Source organism: Vibrio sp. D401a (assembly GCF_030248515.1).
In the GTDB taxonomy this organism is placed as follows: domain Bacteria; phylum Pseudomonadota; class Gammaproteobacteria; order Enterobacterales; family Vibrionaceae; genus Vibrio; species Vibrio rotiferianus.
In genome coordinates, this window is record NZ_JAHGAI010000002.1 from 55,113 (window position 1) to 72,663 (window position 17,551).

Here is a 17,551-nt window from a genome sequence, read left to right on the forward strand (position 1 = left end):
TATGATGCGGAAAATCCTCACAAAAACGCCTATGAAACTTAATAAATATATCATTGTGGCTTTGATAGCTTCTCCTGCCTTCGCTTCTTCTAAATCCACAGTTTCCTTCACGCTAGATAACGACGGAATATTTGGTGTGGACCAAGACTATACCAACGGTCTATTCCTCTCGTACGCTACCGAAAAGCTGCGTGAAGACTCAGAGTGGAAGTGGCTCACACTAAATGACAACAGCCAAAATAACGTAGACAAGATTGAAATCGTGCTCGGCCACAAAATGTATACTCCAAGTGACATTGAAGCTGACTACCCTCTCATTAATGATCGCCCTTACGCCGGTTACTTGCATACTGAAATCAACTATATCTCACTCACCCCTGACCAAGCGGTTCGCTATAACTTTACTATTGGCGCAACAGGTGAAAGCTCACTGTCTGAGAAAGCACAACAAATCGTTCACGGCATTACAGGCTCAACAGATCCTCAAGGCTGGGAGTATCAAATCGATGACGAAATTGCTTTTAGCGTTGGCTACCGTGCATTCAACAAACTGATGCGCAGTGAAGGTGAAAGCACACAGTGGGAGATCACCAATGTAAACGACATTAACGCGGGTAATTTCCGCAGCGATGTATCTCAAGGTGTAATGTTCCGTTGGGGCACAAACCTAGGCAACAGCATTGGCGCCGCGAATATCAGTGTTGAAAGCCCATTCCACGCAAGTATGCTGGCCAAAAGCACCTCTAGCTGGTTCTTGTTTACCGGATTCGAAGGTCGCTACCGTTTCAATGACATTACCATTGAAGGTGACCGTTCTGCTCTTCCAGAGCCCTCTGAACAATATGATGTAACGTTACAGAACTGGCAAGCTAGCGCGGTTGCTGGCGCGACTTGGTACAATCAAAACTATGGCGCAAGCTTAACGTTCACGGTAAAAACACCTGATTACAAAGAAGCTCAAACCGACGTTTATGGCACCGGTTCTCTCTCCTTATTCGCCTTCTTCTAAATAAAACTCTAGATGCGGCGTGAGTGCATTCTTTCGCCGCTTTCTTTCCCCACTATATAGCTATCGAAAGCCCTCTTAGACTGTTTTAACCCTTCAATTTGTAATAAAATAACGGTCAGAATTTTTTAAAAATGAGAGCAAAAGATGTCAACAACTGGTCGTATTCACTCATTTGAGTCATGTGGTACCGTAGACGGACCTGGTATTCGTTTTATCGTCTTCTTGCAAGGTTGCTTAATGCGCTGTAAGTATTGCCATAACCGTGATACATGGGATACTCATGATGGTAAAGAAGTGACGGTTGATGAAATTATTTCTGAAGCAAAAACCTACCGTCATTTCATGAACGCATCAGGTGGTGGCATTACTTGCTCTGGTGGCGAAGCAATGCTTCAACCAGAGTTCGTGCGTGATTTCTTCCGAGCTGCTCAAGCCGAAGGGATCCACACGTGTTTGGATACAAACGGCTACATTCGCAAGCATACTGACGTTATCGATGAAGTACTGGATGCGACAGACTTAGTCATGCTTGACCTAAAACACATGAAAGATGAGATCCACCAAGATTTTATCGGTGTGTCTAACCGTCGTGTTTTAGACTTTGCTCGTTACCTACATAAGATTGGTCAAAAGACTTGGATTCGTTATGTAGTGGTTCCTGGCTACACAGACGAACCAGAAGCAGCACACATGCTGGGCGAGTTCATTAAAGATATGGACAATATTGAGAAGGTAGAGCTTCTTCCTTACCACAAACTTGGTGCACATAAATGGGAAGCGTTGGGCATTGAATACCCACTTGAGGGTGTAAATCCTCCATCAAAAGAGACAATGGATGAAATCCAGTCAATCCTTTCCCAATATCACTCAAATGTGAAATACTAAGTCATATCAGGTTATTGAATTGATTAAAAATACCAGCAACTTGCTGGTATTTTTTTACCTATACGTCGGCATATGTGTCGTACAAACTAGTCGAAATAACTAACAGATTTTGTGCCCTATCCAACTCATGTTAGGCGTATTAGGAATATTAAACAGTAAGTAAAGTTCACTGGAAAAGCGTTGGGACAACACATGGATTGGTTTAATTTCGTTTCGGTCATCATTGTTTGCTGGGTCGCTGTCGTTTATTGTCTACCCGATTGGCGAAAAGTCGTTTGGCCTAAAATGGAACAAGAAAAGCCATTTCAACACTTAGTCTTTGCGACTCTCTTCATTCTAAGTGTTTTATGGTCTGCACAAGCAGGCATAAAGGAAGGCCTACAGATACATTTTCTCGCTCTCACCACACTCACCATGATGTATGGCTGGCGCATGGCATTTTTGCTCTGTATTCCTGCCATGTTTATTAATCACCTGATTCATGGCATACCACTATCGATGTTACCGAGTACGCTTGTACTTTCAGCATTGGCGCCAATACTAATTAGCTACTTCATTTTTCTACTTAGCTATCAATACCTTCCTCGAAACATATTTGTCTTCATCTTTGTCGCTGGTTTTTTCAATGGCGCTCTTACTGGCAGTCTCCACCTACTGATAAACTCTTTTTATCATCTTTCTATGGGTCATTACGAGTGGCAAACTATCCAGCACAATTATTTCATTTTTGTCCCACTGCTTGCCTTCCCTGAAGGGCTTCTCAACGGAATGTCACTGGCTGTGTTGACGGTTTTCAAACCTGAATGGCTTAGGGTATTCTCAGACCGAGATTACATATACAACCATTACCATAAATAAGCTGTAATCACTCGTTAATACGGTGTTTGTAAACTGGCTAGAATCGATAATTCTTGCCATTTTTCATATTAAATATGTGTTGAGATCATGTTTCACCTTCGTCCGAAACGTTAACCTAAGCACATTAAAAATGTATTAGATTATTTAGTGAGGTCACCATGGAAATGTCAAACGCTCAACGTTTGATCCTATCAAACCAGTACAACCTAATGTCTCAGCTTGACCCTAACAACGCGGCTAAATACAAGCGTCTACAAACCATTGTAGAACGTGGTTACGAGCTGCAAATGCGCGAGTTGAACAAAGATTTTGGCTGCATCACTGAAACTGAATGTCGTGAAATCATCGACATTATGGAGATGTACCATGCAATGCAAGAGTCGCACAAAATGCTGGATGATGAAGAGCGTAGTAATGTAGATCAACGTCGTCTTCAATTTCTTGGCTTTGATATCGCAACGGAAGCACAACAAGTGCATTACGTACGCTTCCTAGTGGATTCAGAAGGACTTTACCCTCAATTTGATAAAGCAGATCATCACTTCAATAGCCAAATGCCAATGCTAGAAAAGTACCGCCGTATGTTAAAAACATGGCGTAACTGTCCTCGTCAATACCACTTGTGTGCAAACGAACTGGCGCAAGTCTTTAACGCCTAGTACAAAGGGGGGGGAGTTCCCCCCTTATCTTTTCTTAACCTTTTTATTTCCTTAAAAAGAATAAGTGACACCAACATTTGCAGAGGTATGAATACCGCTTTCAATCAAAGGGCTCTTCTCTATGTTTCCTTCATAGTTTGTGTACCTCACCCCTCCTGTCACGCGTAAATGGTTGGTCAAATTCATAAAACCTGATAATCCGATAAAGTACTGACCGTCCCAGCCAGCATTAAACTCAGAAATCGTAGATCCCACAGCCTGCGCTCTTACTGCTTCTTCTTTACTTACGCCATATAAGTGCTCATTGAGCCGTGAACTGTTATAGGCATAACCTACTGAAGGAATGACCGTCCATCCCCTCTGTCTAATTGGCAGTCGCCATGCAGCTTCTGCATACAATCCATTGTGGACAAAACCAACATCGCTCCCAACTGTGGCTTCGAGTAACCCTGCCAGCGTAATAAGTTGATAACTAACCCCGCCCAAAACCGTCGATTTTCTCTTATCCATCTGTTGGATTCCAACATCACCTGAATCCTGAGGCTTCAAAGTGCGAGGGTCATAAACCAATCGGAAAATAATATTTTGCGCGGATCTTGCTGGGAAAAGTCGATATCCGGCACTAAAACCACGCATAAAAAATCGGTCACTTTCATAGCCAATAACTGGAATAACTATCTGGTTTGATGGTGTATCTTTATAGACAGCAGGTGAGTATGATGCAGCCGCACCAAATGACCACTGAGACGCTTGTGCCCATCCGGAACTAGCCAATAAGAACCAAACACAACCAATCGATAACCTTTTAACCATACCATCCTCAAAAATACATTCACATTACCAATACAAGATTACCGCACGGCGTACATAAAATCAATTTGCGCTTTTGCTACAAAAATGTTCAGCCTTCAATCACAAAATCAACCAAGTGCTCGTTCTATGACTAACTACTAGTCAACGTATTGTTTTTGTCTTGCCGCTCTTATTGATCTAGTGAATAGACATTTATCGTGTTCGTGATTCAAGTGTCAATTTTGCAATAAATTCATAATTGTTAAGCAAAATTGGAAATCCCCGACTAGGCTTAGAAGGAGAAAGGGAGTGATTGAAAGGAACTTATCCATCGTTCTTCGTTGCAGTGAAAAAGTGTCCATAAAGCAAAGTCTTTGGTCTTGTCTAGCTTGCTTTCAGTACAAACCAAACGTGATAACAGGACGTATAACTTCATACAACGAAGGGCATATCAAGGTTGGGTAAGCCTGCGTCAACGTTCGTCGGTAGACTGACTAGTTAAAGGGGAAAGCGACATGAGTATTTTCGACCACTATCAATCAAGATATGAAGCTGCAAAAGATGAAGAGATGTCGTTACAGGATTTCTTAGCCCTGTGTAAAGACGACAAAAGCGCTTACGCTAATGCTGCAGAACGCCTGCTTTTGGCTATCGGAGAGCCAGAAGTCATTGATACTGCCCAAGATCCAAGATTGAGCCGTATCTTCTCTAACCGTGTCATCTCGCGTTATGAAACCTTCAAAGACTTCTATGGCATGGAAGATGCGATTGAGCAGATTGTTTCTTATCTCAAACATGCTGCACAAGGTCTGGAAGAACGCAAACAAATCCTATACCTACTCGGCCCTGTCGGTGGTGGTAAGTCATCTCTTGCCGAAAAACTGAAAGCATTGATGGAAAAAATGCCTATTTATGTTTTGAGCGCAAATGGCGAACGAAGCCCAGTAAACGACCATCCCTTCTGTCTATTTAATCCAGTTGAAGATGGGGAGATTCTGAAAAAAGAATATGGCATTGAACATCGGTACTTGCGGTCAATCATGTCTCCTTGGGCTGCAAAGCGTTTACACGACTTTGGCGGGGACATCACCAAGTTTAAAGTACTCAAGGTGCGTCCATCCATCTTGGATCAAGTTGGTATCGCGAAAACCGAACCGGGTGATGAAAACAATCAAGACATTTCGTCCCTAGTTGGTAAGGTCGATATTCGTCAGTTAGAGCATTACTCACAAGATGACCCAGATGCCTACAGCTACTCTGGCGCGCTATGTAAAGCGAACCAAGGCTTAATGGAGTTCGTTGAGATGTTCAAGGCGCCAATCAAGGTGCTACACCCACTCTTGACTGCGACTCAGGAAGGCAACTTCAACGGAACTGAAGGTCTATCGGCGATTCCATTCGACGGTATGATTCTGGCGCACTCAAATGAATCTGAGTGGCAAACCTTCCGCAATAACAAGAACAACGAAGCGTTCTTGGACCGTGTTTACATTGTGAAAGTGCCTTACTGTCTACGAGTGTCGGAAGAAGTGAAGATCTACCAGAAACTGCTTGAAAACAGTGAACTGTCTAAAGCACCTTGTTCACCAAGCACACTCGAAACTCTTGCTCAATTCAGTATTCTTTCACGACTGAAAGACCCTGAAAACTCATCCATCTTCTCGAAAATGCGTGTATACGATGGCGAAACGCTGAAAGACACCGATCCAAAAGCGAAGAGTTATCAAGAATACCGTGACTATGCAGGTGTTGATGAAGGAATGAACGGTCTATCAACCCGTTTTGCATTTAAGATCTTGTCTCGCGTATTCAACTTCGACCAAACAGAAGTAGCAGCGAACCCTGTTCACCTATTCTATGTAATTGAACAGCAAGTAGAGCGTGAGCAATTCCCTTCTGAAATTGCTGAGAAATACCTTGAATTCTTGAAGGGCTATCTAGTACCTCGTTATGTAGAGTTCATTGGTAAAGAAGTTCAGACTGCATACCTCGAGTCCTACTCTGAGTATGGTCAAAACATCTTCGACCGCTACGTCACTTATGCCGACTTTTGGATTCAAGACCAAGAGTACCGTGACCCAGAAACTGGTCAGCTATTCGACCGAGCATCTTTAAACGCAGAACTAGAGAAGATCGAGAAAACGGCTGGCATCTCTAACCCTAAAGATTTCCGAAATGAAATCGTCAACTTTGTGCTTCGTGCGAAAGCCAATAACAATGGTCAAAACCCAGTTTGGACCAGCTACGAAAAACTGCGCACGGTAATCGAGAAAAAAATGTTCTCCAATACTGAAGAGCTACTTCCGGTTATCTCGTTCAATGCGAAAACCTCTTCTGAAGATCAGAAGAAGCACGACGACTTTGTCGCTCGCATGATGGAAAAAGGCTATACCGAGAAACAGGTTCGCCTACTTTCTGAGTGGTACCTACGAGTACGTAAGTCATCCTAACTAGTTTGAGTTAGGTCGCTTGTGAAACATGAAGAGGGCTATTTCATGGCGCAATTTATAGACCGAAGGCTCAATGGCAAAAACAAGAGCGCTGTTAATCGACAGCGCTTCTTGAAGCGTCATAGAGAGCAGATTAAAGAGTCGGTAGCTGACGCAGTGAATCGACGCTCGATCACGAACACGGAAACGGGCGAAGACGTCTCTATACCGCACAAAGACATCAATGAACCTATGTTTCATCAGGGTAAAGGAGGCGTGCGCGACCGCGTACACCCTGGTAACGACCAATTTATCACTGGTGACAAGATCGAACGCCCGAAAGGCGGTGGCCAAGGCGGCGGTGCTGGTGAAGGCAATGCCAGCCCTGACGGCGAAGGCCAAGATGAGTTCGTTTTTCAAATTTCAAAAGATGAATACCTCGATATCTTGTTTGAAGATTTAGAGCTACCGAATCTTGAGAAAAACCAAATTGCCAAAATCACAGAATGGAAAACACACCGAGCTGGTTATCAAACGGCAGGTATTCCATCCAACATTGCCGTTGTTCGTTCACTGCAACAGTCGTTGGCACGTCGCACCGCCATGACAGCAGGTAAGAAACGCCTTCTTCATGAATTAGAAGAAGAGCTTGTCCGAATCAAAAACATCGAGCCAGCTCAACAGCTTGAAGAAAATCGTCTTAAGAAAGAAATTGAGGATCTGCGCAAGAAAATAGAAAGCGTACCCTTCATTGACACTTTCGACTTACGTTTTAAGAACTATGAGAAACGCCCTGTTCCGTCGAGCCAAGCAGTGATGTTCTGTCTGATGGATGTGTCCGGTTCTATGGACCAAGCCACCAAAGATATTGCAAAGCGCTTCTACGTGCTTCTGTACCTGTTCTTAACACGTACCTACGAGAACGTTGAAGTCGTCTTCATTCGTCACCACACCCAAGCGAAAGAAGTCGATGAGCACGAGTTCTTCTATTCGCAAGAAACGGGGGGCACGATTGTTTCGAGCGCGCTCAAGTTGATGAACGAGATCGTCCAAGACCGCTATCCCGTGGGCCAATGGAACATCTATGCTGCCCAGGCATCTGACGGTGATAACTGGGCTGATGACTCGCCTCGTTGCCGTGATTTACTTGTGAATAAATTGCTTCCGAATTGTCAGTATTACTCATACATTGAAATCACACGACGCTCGCACCAAACGCTGTGGCATGAATATGAAAAACTTTCAGAAGAATTTCCAAACTTCGCCATGAAAAATATCCGCTCTGTGGAGGATATCTTCCCAGTCTTTCGTGAACTATTCAAAAAAGAAACGGCGTAAGGAGGTGGGCAATGAACACTGCAACAACAAACCTTTCGGGGAAAGCCTTGAAGAAGCGCAGAGAGAATATGCTGCCAGATGGTCCAGACTGGACCTTTGAGCTGCTTGAGCGTTACCACAAAGAGATCAAGCGTGTCGCGGAGCATTACCGTCTCGATACCTACCCTAACCAAATTGAGGTGATTACCTCAGAGCAAATGATGGACGCATACTCAAGTATCGGTATGCCCATCAACTACAATCACTGGTCGTTTGGTAAAAAGTTCATACAAACAGAGCAGAACTATAAGCACGGTCAGATGGGGTTGGCTTACGAGATCGTCATTAACTCCAACCCATGTATTGCCTACTTGATGGAAGAGAACACCATCACCATGCAGGCGCTTGTTATCGCTCACGCATGTTATGGGCACAACTCGTTCTTTAAAGGCAATTACCTGTTCCAAACTTGGACCGATGCAAGTTCGATCATTGATTATCTTCTGTTCGCAAAGAATTATATTGCGGAATGTGAAGAGCGATATGGCGTGCACGAAGTCGAACAATTGCTCGATTCTTGCCATGCACTCATGAACTTTGGTGTAGACCGCTACAAACGTCCGGAAAAGATTTCGATCAATGAGGAGAAAGCTCGCCAGGAAGAGCGTGAAGCTTACCTGCAATCTCAGGTTAACGAACTTTGGCGTACAGTGCCACAATCCAAAACCAAAGAAGAAGACATGAAGGTCCGCTTCCCTAGTGAACCCCAAGAGAACCTGCTCTACTTCTTTGAAAAACACGCTCCATTGCTTGAGCCTTGGCAACGTGAGATTGTTCGTATCGTGCGTAAGGTAAGCCAATACTTTTATCCACAGAAACAAACTCAAGTAATGAACGAAGGCTGGGCAACGTTCTGGCACTATACCATTCTCAATCATCTCTATGATGAAGGTTTGGTTTCTGAGAGGTTCATTCTCGAGTTTCTACACAGCCATACAAGCGTGGTCGCACAACCGCCATACAATAGCCCTTACTTCAACGGTATCAACCCTTATGCACTTGGTTTTGCGATGTTTCGAGATATCAAACGCATCTGTGAAGAGCCGACAGACGAAGACAAAGAGTGGTTCCCAGAATTGGCAGGAACAGACTGGTTAAATGCGGTTCACTTTGCCATGCATAACTTTAAGGACGAGAGCTTTATTAGCCAATACTTGTCACCGAAGCTCATGCGCGACTTTAAGCTCTTTGCGATTAATGATGATGACCGGAAAAACTTCATCGAAGTTGCCGCTATTCATGATGAAATGGGTTACAAACGCATTAGGGAAACCCTCGCTGCGCAATATAACTTGGCAAATCTGGAGCCCAATATTCAAGTCTTTAACGTTGACGTTCGTGGTGATCGCTCTTTAACACTGCAATATATTCCTCACAACCGAATTCCTCTTGATAGCAGTTATGACGAGGTATTAAAGCATGTTTATCGCTTATGGGGCTTTGACGTAATTCTCGAGGAAGTGAAAGACACCGGACACAGAGAGATCCTCTCAACTTGTCCAAAACGGAATCAGTACGATACCAATATCTAACCTATACGACATCTAAGCTAACATACCGACAAAAAAGGCTCCTCGATGAGGAGCCTTTCTAATTTGGAAAACAATACCGAGCTTATTGTGCTTGCTTAGCAACAATGGCGCATACCGCTTCTAAATCTTCTGGAGTATCCACACCGGCTGCTGGTGCTTCTTTTGCGACCTCAACGTGAATCTTTTCGCCATACCAAAGCACGCGAAGCTGCTCCAGACACTCAATCTGCTCAAGTGCACTTGGTTGCCAATTCACGTAAGTATTAATGAAACCCGCTCGGTAAGCGTAGATACCGATGTGGCGCATCAATGGGTTCGCGATCGTTTTGTCTTGTTTAGCAAAGTTGTCACGATCCCACGGAATCGTTGCTCGGCTAAAGTACATAGCATAGCCACGCTCATCCGCCACTACTTTTACCGCATTCGGGTTGAAGACTTCTTCTTCCGATTCGATCTCAACCGCAAGCGTTGCCATTGGCGCATCACAACCCGCTAAGTTGTCAGCCACTTGACGAATAATAGACGGTGGAATCAATGGCTCATCACCCTGAACGTTAACCACAATGTGGTCTGCAGGGATCGCCATCTTTTCTACCACTTCTGCTAGTCGCTCAGTACCAGACTCGTGGTTTGGCGAGGTCATACAAACTTTACCACCAAACTGCTCTACCGCTACAGATACGCGCTCATCATCCGTCGCGATAATCACATCTTCAGCACCCGCCTGTAGCGCTTGCTCATAGACCCACTGGATCATTGGCTTACCACCAATGTCCGCCAATGGCTTACCGGGTAACCGGCTCGACGCGTAGCGCGCAGGAATGACAACCGTAAAAGACATTAGCGTCCCTCATCCATGCTCATGGTTCGTGCTTCTGGCTCAAGCAGAACAGGAATACCTTCTTTGATTGGGTAAGCAAGGCGATCCAGTTTGCAGATCAACTCTTGATTATCTTTATCGTACGTCAGCTTACCTTTGCACACAGGGCAAGCTACAATCTCAAGCAGACGGTGATCCATAAGTCGCTTTAACCTCTTTTATTCGATTTAAAATTCGTTCTGCATCGTTTGATTCAAACTGTGCAGAAACGGGCAGATACCACCAATTGTCTTGCGCATAACTGTCGCATTTGACGGCATCTTTTTCTGTCATAATCACATTGGCTCCTTGTTGAGCCAATGCTTGTAATTCTTGCTGGTCAAAGTCTTGATGATCGGCAAAGCCTTTCGTCACTTTGACGTCTGCATTCATTGCATTAAGTGTATTAAAAAATCGTGGTGGATGCCCTATCCCCGCAAACGCAACGAGATCACGTAATTCACTGACCTCAACTTGTTGTTTTGTCTTCAGGTTTATCGCCTTTGATGGCGCTAAAGACATTGGCATTTCGCCTTGCTGAGCTTGACCGCCATTCGTGATGATAAAGTCGACTTCAGCAAGACGCTCTACCCCTTCACGAAGTGGACCAAGTGGAATAAGGCTTTCATTGCCAAAGCGGCGATTACCATCAACGATAACTAACTCGATATCTCGATCTAGAGCGTAATGCTGGAGGCCATCGTCAGTAATAATGATATCAACGCCAGTTTCAAGCAATGCTTTCACCGCATTGGCACGAACCGGGTCTACGGCGACAGGTGCACCAGTGCGGCGATAAATCAGCTTCGGCTCATCACCACAGTGTTTCGCTGGTGTATTGTCATCCAGAATGAGCGGATAATGCGGTGCTTTTGCACCATAGCCTCGAGATACCACTCCCGGTTTAAAACCAAGCTGTTGCAATTGCTCCACCAGCCACACTACAACAGGCGTTTTGCCATTACCACCAGCTGTAATATTTCCAACAACGACGACAGGTACAGGCGCTTTATACGCTCGCTTTTTACCGGATTGGTATTGCTGACGTTTAGACTTGCTAATCGCTCCAAACAACAGACTCAGTGGCCACAACAGTGGCCACAGCAGGTATTTTAGGGGATGGTTTTCGAACCAGATTTTTTCAACCACAGCGCTTAAGCACCAAATTGGATTCGATGAAGCTGAGCGTATGCTCCGTCTTTAGCAATCAAATCAGCATGGTTACCACGTTCAACGATCGCACCTTCATCCACCACTAGGATTTCATCAGCATTCTCAATCGTTGACAGTCGGTGTGCAATCACCAATACAGTTTTGTCTTTCTGTAGTTCATCCAGAGCAGATTGGATTGCACGTTCAGACTCGGTATCTAGAGCAGACGTTGCCTCATCAAGAATCAGAACTGGCGCGTCACGTAATAAAGCTCGAGCAATGGCTACACGTTGACGCTGACCACCGGAAAGGCTTGCACCGTTCTCACCAATCATGGTGTCCAAGCCGTTTTCCATTTTGCTGATAAATTCCATTGCATGGGCAAGCTTGGCTGCTTTTTCAATATCTTCACGAGTGTATTGCTCTTCCGTCGCATACGCGATGTTGTTTGCAATCGTATCGTTGAACAAATGCACGTTTTGAGAAACCAGAGCAAACTGCTCACGTAAATTTTTTAGTTCATAGTCACGAATGTCATGGTCATCAAGTGTTATAGAACCACCGCTAACGTCGTAGAAACGATTGAACAAATTCGCAATGGTACTCTTACCTGAGCCAGAACGACCAACCAAAGCCACCGTCTTACCACGGGGAATATCAAAGCTCACGTTGTCAAGCGCTGGTTTTTCCGCACCTTCGTATGTAAAACTGACGTCTTTCACTGCAACATCACCTTTCGCACGTTCTACAGTGAACTTACCTTCGTTCTTCTCAGGCTCTAGGTCTACCAGGGCAAACAAGGTTTGGCTCGCTGCCATACCGCGTTGGAACTGTGAGGTTACGTTTGTTAGCGCTTTAAGTGGACGCATTAGACCAAACATTGCTGAGAATACAACAGTAAACGTACCCGGAGTCAGTTGCTCTTTGATTGAATCAATACTTGCTAGGTATAGCACCACGACTATTGCAATAGACGCGATCATCTGAATGATTGGGTTTGCCGCCGCTTGGGCCGTTACCAACTTCATGTTTTGCTGTCGCATTTGATTACTTACAATATCAAAACGTTGACGTTCAATATCTTGGCCACCGTAGCTAAGTACGACTTTGTGGCCTTTCAGCATTTGCTCTGCGGAAGCCGTCACGTGCCCCATCATGGTCTGCATGTTTTTTGAAATTTTTCTGAATCGCTTAGAAACAACACCAATGCCCCAAGCAACTACGGGAGCAACAGCAAACAGCACCAATGATAGCTGCCAGCTGTTGTAGAACATCAACACAAGAAGACCGATGATGCTCGCACCTTCACGTACGATGCTCACCAATGCTTGGCTGGTTGCTGCAGACACTTGTTCAGAATCATAAGTAATGCGTGACAACAAGTTACCCGTTTTTTCTTTGTCGAAATACGAGACCGGCATATGCATAAAATGGTTAAAAACCATTCTACGAATATGCATCACAACATTCGACGACACCCAGCTTAAGCAATATGTGGAAACAAACCCACTCACACCACGAATAAACATCATCGCAAAAACGATAAGTGGAAGTGTGCGTAAGAAGTCAGACTCTGCGCTGCCAAAACCTTCGTCTAATAGAGGCTTAAGCAATGAAATCATATAGGTATCAGAAACGGCATTGATGACCAATGCAACAACGGCTACGGCAAGTCCTGATTTGTAAAGGCGAATAAATTGCCACAGACGCTTAAACGTCTGCCAGGTCGTTTCATCAGTATTTATCGACATAGAAGTGCTTTATTTTCTTAGATTAAGACTCTTATTCTACTCCCTTACGCAGCATCTGCCTATACCAAGGCTCAAACATCTTGTTACGTTGAGTTTTTAATCGCCAAAAATCCCGCCATACATAAATACTCACCTGCCCAGATTCTCCAGTATCAAACCATGATGTGCCCAAAGACGTGTAAGCCTGCTGTACAAGTGGGGATGGCATCCCCCACCGATTATTTTTAGCCAAAGAAGCGATGGCTATTTGAGGGTTTATTGCTTCAATAAACTTGGGATTAGAAGAACTTTTACTGCCATGGTGGGGGACAATCACGATATCACTATCTAACAGTTCTGGTCGTCTGATTAAAATCCATTCACTTATGGCCTCGATATCTCCGGTTAGTAAAATTCGAAAATTAGAAACAGGATCAACGACCCTAATGACGCACGAGTGAGGGTTAAAAGCACGCTTTACTAATTTAGGTGGCCAGATTGCTTCAAACTTCAAACCTTGCCAATACCAGACTTCACCCTCGATACAAGGAAGGTAATCCGGCAGAAGCTGACTACTGAACTTATCATTAGGTTCAAAATTCTCTTCTAAAAACCTCCTTCCTCCTGCGTGGTCATCATCCAAATGACTGAGGATCAAAGCGTCAATTTGAGAGTGCCCTTTTGAATGTAGGATAGGCGAGATAACTCTTTCAGCAATGCTCCCCCCACTCCATGATTTCCCCGTATCATAGAGCAATGCCTTACCGTCTTTCTCAAACAACACTGACAGACCATGGCCCACATCTAAAACATCAACACGCCAGTAGTACTGTTTAAAGGGAAAGACGAGATAGAGCGTGGCAATACCGATGATGAGTAGGATGCTATTCACAGTAAGAAAACGAAGCCCAAATGAGCAAAACAATATCAACGTTATAAGAATAAGTGAGTCATCACTAACAGCAAACCAAGTTTCCTCAGCCAATCCTAACGCCCAATTTAGAGGCCAAAGTACCCCATCGACGAATATCCATATCCAACTAAAAACATCTGCGGTCAAGCAGGTGAAAAGTAGCGCTATAAATATCATAGGAACCACAACCAGGCTAAACCAAGGGATAAAAATCAGATTAAAAAGGGGAGATACTGCGCTAAAACCTGAAAAAAAATAGCCGCTAATTGGCAAAATGAACAGCGACAGCGCAAGTTGAACTGCAATGATATGCTTCAAAATGTTAAGCCAACTATATTGGTTCATCCAAACAATGTTAAGTACAACAAGCACCGCAACTACCGATAAGTAAGACAACCAAAAACTGCTACCTAGGAAAGAAAACGGCTCGACTAAAAGCTGCCCACTAACGGCTAGCAGTAAAACCCTCCAATTTGGCCAATGCAGTTTATGGTACTTAAGAAACAAATAGATCGCGCATACACTTAGGGCGCGCACAGTTGGCAACGAAAAATCAGCAAGCCAAGAATAAGCAACAGCGAAAACTAGCCCAAAGATGTAGGGCAAATGATTAGCCCACGGAATTGCAAGACGAAACAAAAAGCCAAGAAAACAGCCAAATGAGAGCGCCATGCCAATGTGTAAACCAGAAATGGATACTAGATGAATAAGTCCACTGTCTCGCAAGCTTTTCCATAAGTCGGGAGTAAGTAATGAGCGATCGCTGTAACTCAGAGCTCTTATTAAAGGTTCATTATATAAACCTGCAATACTGGCGTTAATACGCGCGATGAGTGTTTGTCTGAGAGCGCTTTTTGAGCGAACAATCCAGCGACTGTCTTTCATCGAAGTCGCTCTTGCCACAATACCCTGACTTAAAGAAAAGTTTTCTGAATCAAAACCAACCTCGTTTTTTAAGCCCGTAATCGGCTTTAACTCTACTTCCGCCTTAATTTCACTGTTAACACCAAGTGGAATTGAGGTTATCAACCGAACTTTTGGTTTAAAAAATGGTAAGAGATATTGAGAATTTACGTGGCTAACAACGACAATTCCTTCATATCCGTGACTTATTTGCGTAAAAGGGCTGTCAACTTTGCCATTTATGGTAATATTCACCCCTGCTTTAAACAGGGCTTGTTTTTGTTGTTCCATGACATTGCCATGGGCAATAACCACCATACAGCCCCAAATTACGCCAATGCACATTAAGCCTCGACGTAGTTTGATTATTGAGCCAACGGCAAAAATACCCAGCAGCAACCAATGCCAACTCGGCATCATCGGCCACCACGCAGATGAAAAAACGCTTGCTACAAATAACGCCAAGGCCAAACTTTTTTCTGAGAGAGTCATGTCGTCCTATGCCTAGAAAGCTGATAAAACGCTTCATGCCAGATCATGAAATGATCAAGCGCCAAAAAGCACTGAAAGTCTTCGGCAACGTTTTATACAACCCAAACTTATGGTGTCTAAATCGTCGCTCTGCATCAGGTGCTTTTGCTGTTGGTCTGTTTATGGCGTTTGTTCCGCTTCCGAGTCAGATGATCATGGCTGCAGGTCTTGCCATCATGCTTGGTGTCAACTTGCCTCTATCCGTAGCACTTGTCTGGATCAGTAACCCAATTACAATGCCAGTACTGTTCTACTTTGCTTATAAGCTTGGTGCATTGGTCATGCACGTACCACCACAGCCTTTCCACTTTGAACTGTCGTGGGAGTTCATCATGGAGCAAATGAACACCATTGGGCCTCCATTTTTACTTGGTTGTGCCATTTGTGGTGTTGGTTCTGCCATTATTGGCTACTTTGGTATTCGCGGACTTTGGCGTTACTCAGTAGTAAGAAGCTGGCAAAAACGTAAGATACGATAAGTACTTATTCTTCAATTGGCAGGTTGCAAAGCATCGAATGGAAAATGCTTAACGTTCGGCGTGAAAGGTGTTGTAACTCAAGTATGAAAGCTACCGAGCCACAGCAGAGATGATAGTTAGATTGCAGATAAAAGAAAGGACCGAGATTCGGTCCTTTTTGTGTCAGTGAGTTACCAGCGCTTCGCTAAGTTCTATCAACTACTTTGAACTCAATACCGCAGCTGGATTAAGTTTCGCCGCGCGGGATGCAGGGTACCATGTCGCTAGCAAGCTGAGCACAATCGCCGTAATTGAAACCAAAGCAACATCAGGCCAATGCAATTGTGATGGTAAGAAGTCGACAAAGTAGATATCCCCCGAAAGAAATTGGTGACCAATCAAAGCTTCTAGCCCTTTGATGATTGGAGTGAGATTTAACGCAACAAGAACACCAACCACACTGCCAGCAAGACTGCCAAATACACCCGAGAACACGCCTTGCCACACAAAGATACGCTTAATCAAACCATCCTTTGCGCCCATAGTACGAAGAATCGCAATCTCGGCAGCGCGATCTTTCACCGCCATCATTAGTGTCGATACGATGTTGAAACACGCCACACCTATGACCAATACCATCACCAAGTACATGATGGTACGAACGAGCTGAATATCGCGGTACAAGAAGCCGAACTGTTGTTGCCAACTTTTCAGGTAAACATACACATCAATCAGGCTACCCACTTCACGCACAATGGAAGGCGCGTTAAGTACATCATCGGTCTTAAGCGAAATACCCGTGACACCATCACCCAAGCGCGCATAAGCTTGTGCATCCTCCAGAGGCACTAAAGCCAATGAGTGATCGATTTGACCATTAAGAGTCAAAAATCCAGCCACCTTAACGCGAACTCGTTTTGGTGCTTGAACCTTATTAGTGCTGCCAGTCTGGGGAATCATCAAAGTAATGTAATCACCTACATCTACTTTAAGCTCATTCGCCACACCACGGCCTAAAATCACTTGCTGTTGGCCCGCATAAAAGTTTTGCCATGCTTCTGGGTCAATGAACTCCGACATGCTCGACACCGCTTGTTCAAAAGCAGGATCCACACCGCGCACTTCAATCGCCTTAAGCTTACTGCCTTTCTCTGCCAAGCCAGTAAATCGAACATAAGGCGCCGCTGCGACAACGTGTTCATGCTTCAAGGCTTGGTTCATGGTCTTGGTGTAGTTATGTAGCGGACCGTTTACCCCTTCTAACTCCCCATGTGGGATTACCGATAAAACACGTGACTGTAGCTCACGCTCAAAACCGTTCATGGCGGATAGACCTATAATGATCACCGCAACACCAACCGCAATACCAATGGTGGAAGAGAGAGAAATGAAGGACACCATCTTGTTGCGCTTTTTCGCGCGACTAAAACGGCCACCGATCATCAATGCTAAAGATGAAAACAA

Annotated in this window: 15 protein-coding genes; 8 read left to right on the plus strand and 7 right to left on the minus strand. The window is 44.4% G+C overall.

The features are described 5' to 3' along the window. The first annotated feature begins 31 nt into the window (after positions 1-31). The 4 genes from KIV41_RS02535 (at position 32) to KIV41_RS02550 (ending at position 3,411) form a co-directional block, all read left to right on the plus strand. A complete protein-coding gene (locus KIV41_RS02535; RefSeq protein ID WP_029560949.1) occupies positions 32-1,009 on the plus strand; it encodes a lipid A deacylase LpxR family protein in 978 nt (325 codons plus the stop codon). Positions 1,010-1,153: 144 nt separating this feature from the next. Beyond that, positions 1,154-1,894 (plus strand): pyruvate formate lyase 1-activating protein, encoded by a 741-nt coding sequence (gene pflA / locus KIV41_RS02540; RefSeq protein ID WP_088881092.1) that lies wholly within the window; start codon positions 1,154-1,156, stop codon positions 1,892-1,894. A gap of 192 nt (positions 1,895-2,086) precedes the next feature. After that, positions 2,087-2,752 carry an energy-coupling factor ABC transporter permease gene (locus KIV41_RS02545; RefSeq protein ID WP_143692266.1) on the plus strand — a complete coding sequence of 222 codons (666 nt, stop codon included), beginning with the start codon at positions 2,087-2,089 and terminating at the stop codon, positions 2,750-2,752. 158 nt (positions 2,753-2,910) lie between these two features. Beyond that, positions 2,911-3,411, plus strand: a complete 501-nt coding sequence (locus KIV41_RS02550) for a YfbU family protein (protein ID WP_285335611.1) — start codon at positions 2,911-2,913, stop codon at positions 3,409-3,411. Positions 3,412-3,462: 51 nt separating this feature from the next. Here KIV41_RS02550 and KIV41_RS02555 read toward each other — a convergent pair whose 3' ends face one another. Further along, positions 3,463-4,224, minus strand: coding sequence for a MipA/OmpV family protein (locus tag KIV41_RS02555; protein WP_285335612.1), 762 nt, complete (start codon positions 4,222-4,224; stop codon positions 3,463-3,465). Positions 4,225-4,718: 494 nt separating this feature from the next. On the opposite strand from KIV41_RS02555, the gene KIV41_RS02560 reads away from it, so the two are divergent. From KIV41_RS02560 to KIV41_RS02570, 3 genes are read left to right on the plus strand one after another with little or no spacing between them, the layout of a single operon-like run. Beyond that, entirely contained in the window at positions 4,719-6,653 is a 1,935-nt protein-coding gene (locus tag KIV41_RS02560) for a PrkA family serine protein kinase (RefSeq protein WP_010447168.1), read from the plus strand. 45 nt (positions 6,654-6,698) lie between these two features. Then, positions 6,699-7,970, plus strand: coding sequence for a YeaH/YhbH family protein (locus KIV41_RS02565; protein WP_038883831.1), 1,272 nt, complete (start codon positions 6,699-6,701; stop codon positions 7,968-7,970). A gap of 11 nt (positions 7,971-7,981) precedes the next feature. Next, on the plus strand, positions 7,982-9,541 hold the full coding sequence (locus KIV41_RS02570) for a SpoVR family protein (RefSeq protein ID WP_285335613.1): 1,560 nt from the start codon (positions 7,982-7,984) through the stop codon (positions 9,539-9,541). Positions 9,542-9,623: 82 nt separating this feature from the next. Here the strand turns inward: KIV41_RS02570 and kdsB are convergent, their stop codons facing one another. Genes kdsB through KIV41_RS02595 form a run of 5 tightly spaced genes read right to left on the minus strand, consistent with a single transcriptional unit; the run spans position 9,624 to position 15,590 of the window. Beyond that, entirely contained in the window at positions 9,624-10,382 is a 759-nt protein-coding gene (gene kdsB / locus KIV41_RS02575) for a 3-deoxy-manno-octulosonate cytidylyltransferase (protein WP_252041788.1), read from the minus strand. After that, positions 10,382-10,561: a Trm112 family protein gene (locus KIV41_RS02580; protein WP_005378451.1), complete on the minus strand. Its 180-nt coding sequence runs from the start codon at positions 10,559-10,561 to the stop codon at positions 10,382-10,384. The genes kdsB and KIV41_RS02580 overlap by 1 nt, the downstream gene beginning before the upstream one ends. Further along, the gene (gene lpxK, locus KIV41_RS02585; RefSeq protein WP_252041787.1) at positions 10,542-11,549 is read right to left on the minus strand and encodes a tetraacyldisaccharide 4'-kinase; all 1,008 of its coding nucleotides are present in this window, start codon (positions 11,547-11,549) and stop codon (positions 10,542-10,544) included. The genes KIV41_RS02580 and lpxK overlap by 20 nt, the downstream gene beginning before the upstream one ends. 5 nt (positions 11,550-11,554) lie before the next feature. Next, positions 11,555-13,303, minus strand: a complete 1,749-nt coding sequence (gene msbA / locus KIV41_RS02590; protein WP_010447147.1) for a lipid A ABC transporter ATP-binding protein/permease MsbA — start codon at positions 13,301-13,303, stop codon at positions 11,555-11,557. Positions 13,304-13,334: 31 nt separating this feature from the next. Further along, the gene (locus tag KIV41_RS02595; RefSeq protein WP_252041786.1) at positions 13,335-15,590 is read right to left on the minus strand and encodes a DNA internalization-related competence protein ComEC/Rec2; all 2,256 of its coding nucleotides are present in this window, start codon (positions 15,588-15,590) and stop codon (positions 13,335-13,337) included. 8 nt (positions 15,591-15,598) lie between these two features. On the opposite strand from KIV41_RS02595, the gene KIV41_RS02600 reads away from it, so the two are divergent. Next, the gene (locus KIV41_RS02600; protein ID WP_010447143.1) at positions 15,599-16,108 is read left to right on the plus strand and encodes a DUF2062 domain-containing protein; all 510 of its coding nucleotides are present in this window, start codon (positions 15,599-15,601) and stop codon (positions 16,106-16,108) included. A gap of 198 nt (positions 16,109-16,306) precedes the next feature. Here KIV41_RS02600 and lolE read toward each other — a convergent pair whose 3' ends face one another. Then, entirely contained in the window at positions 16,307-17,551 is a 1,245-nt protein-coding gene (lolE, locus tag KIV41_RS02605) for a lipoprotein-releasing ABC transporter permease subunit LolE (protein ID WP_010447140.1), read from the minus strand.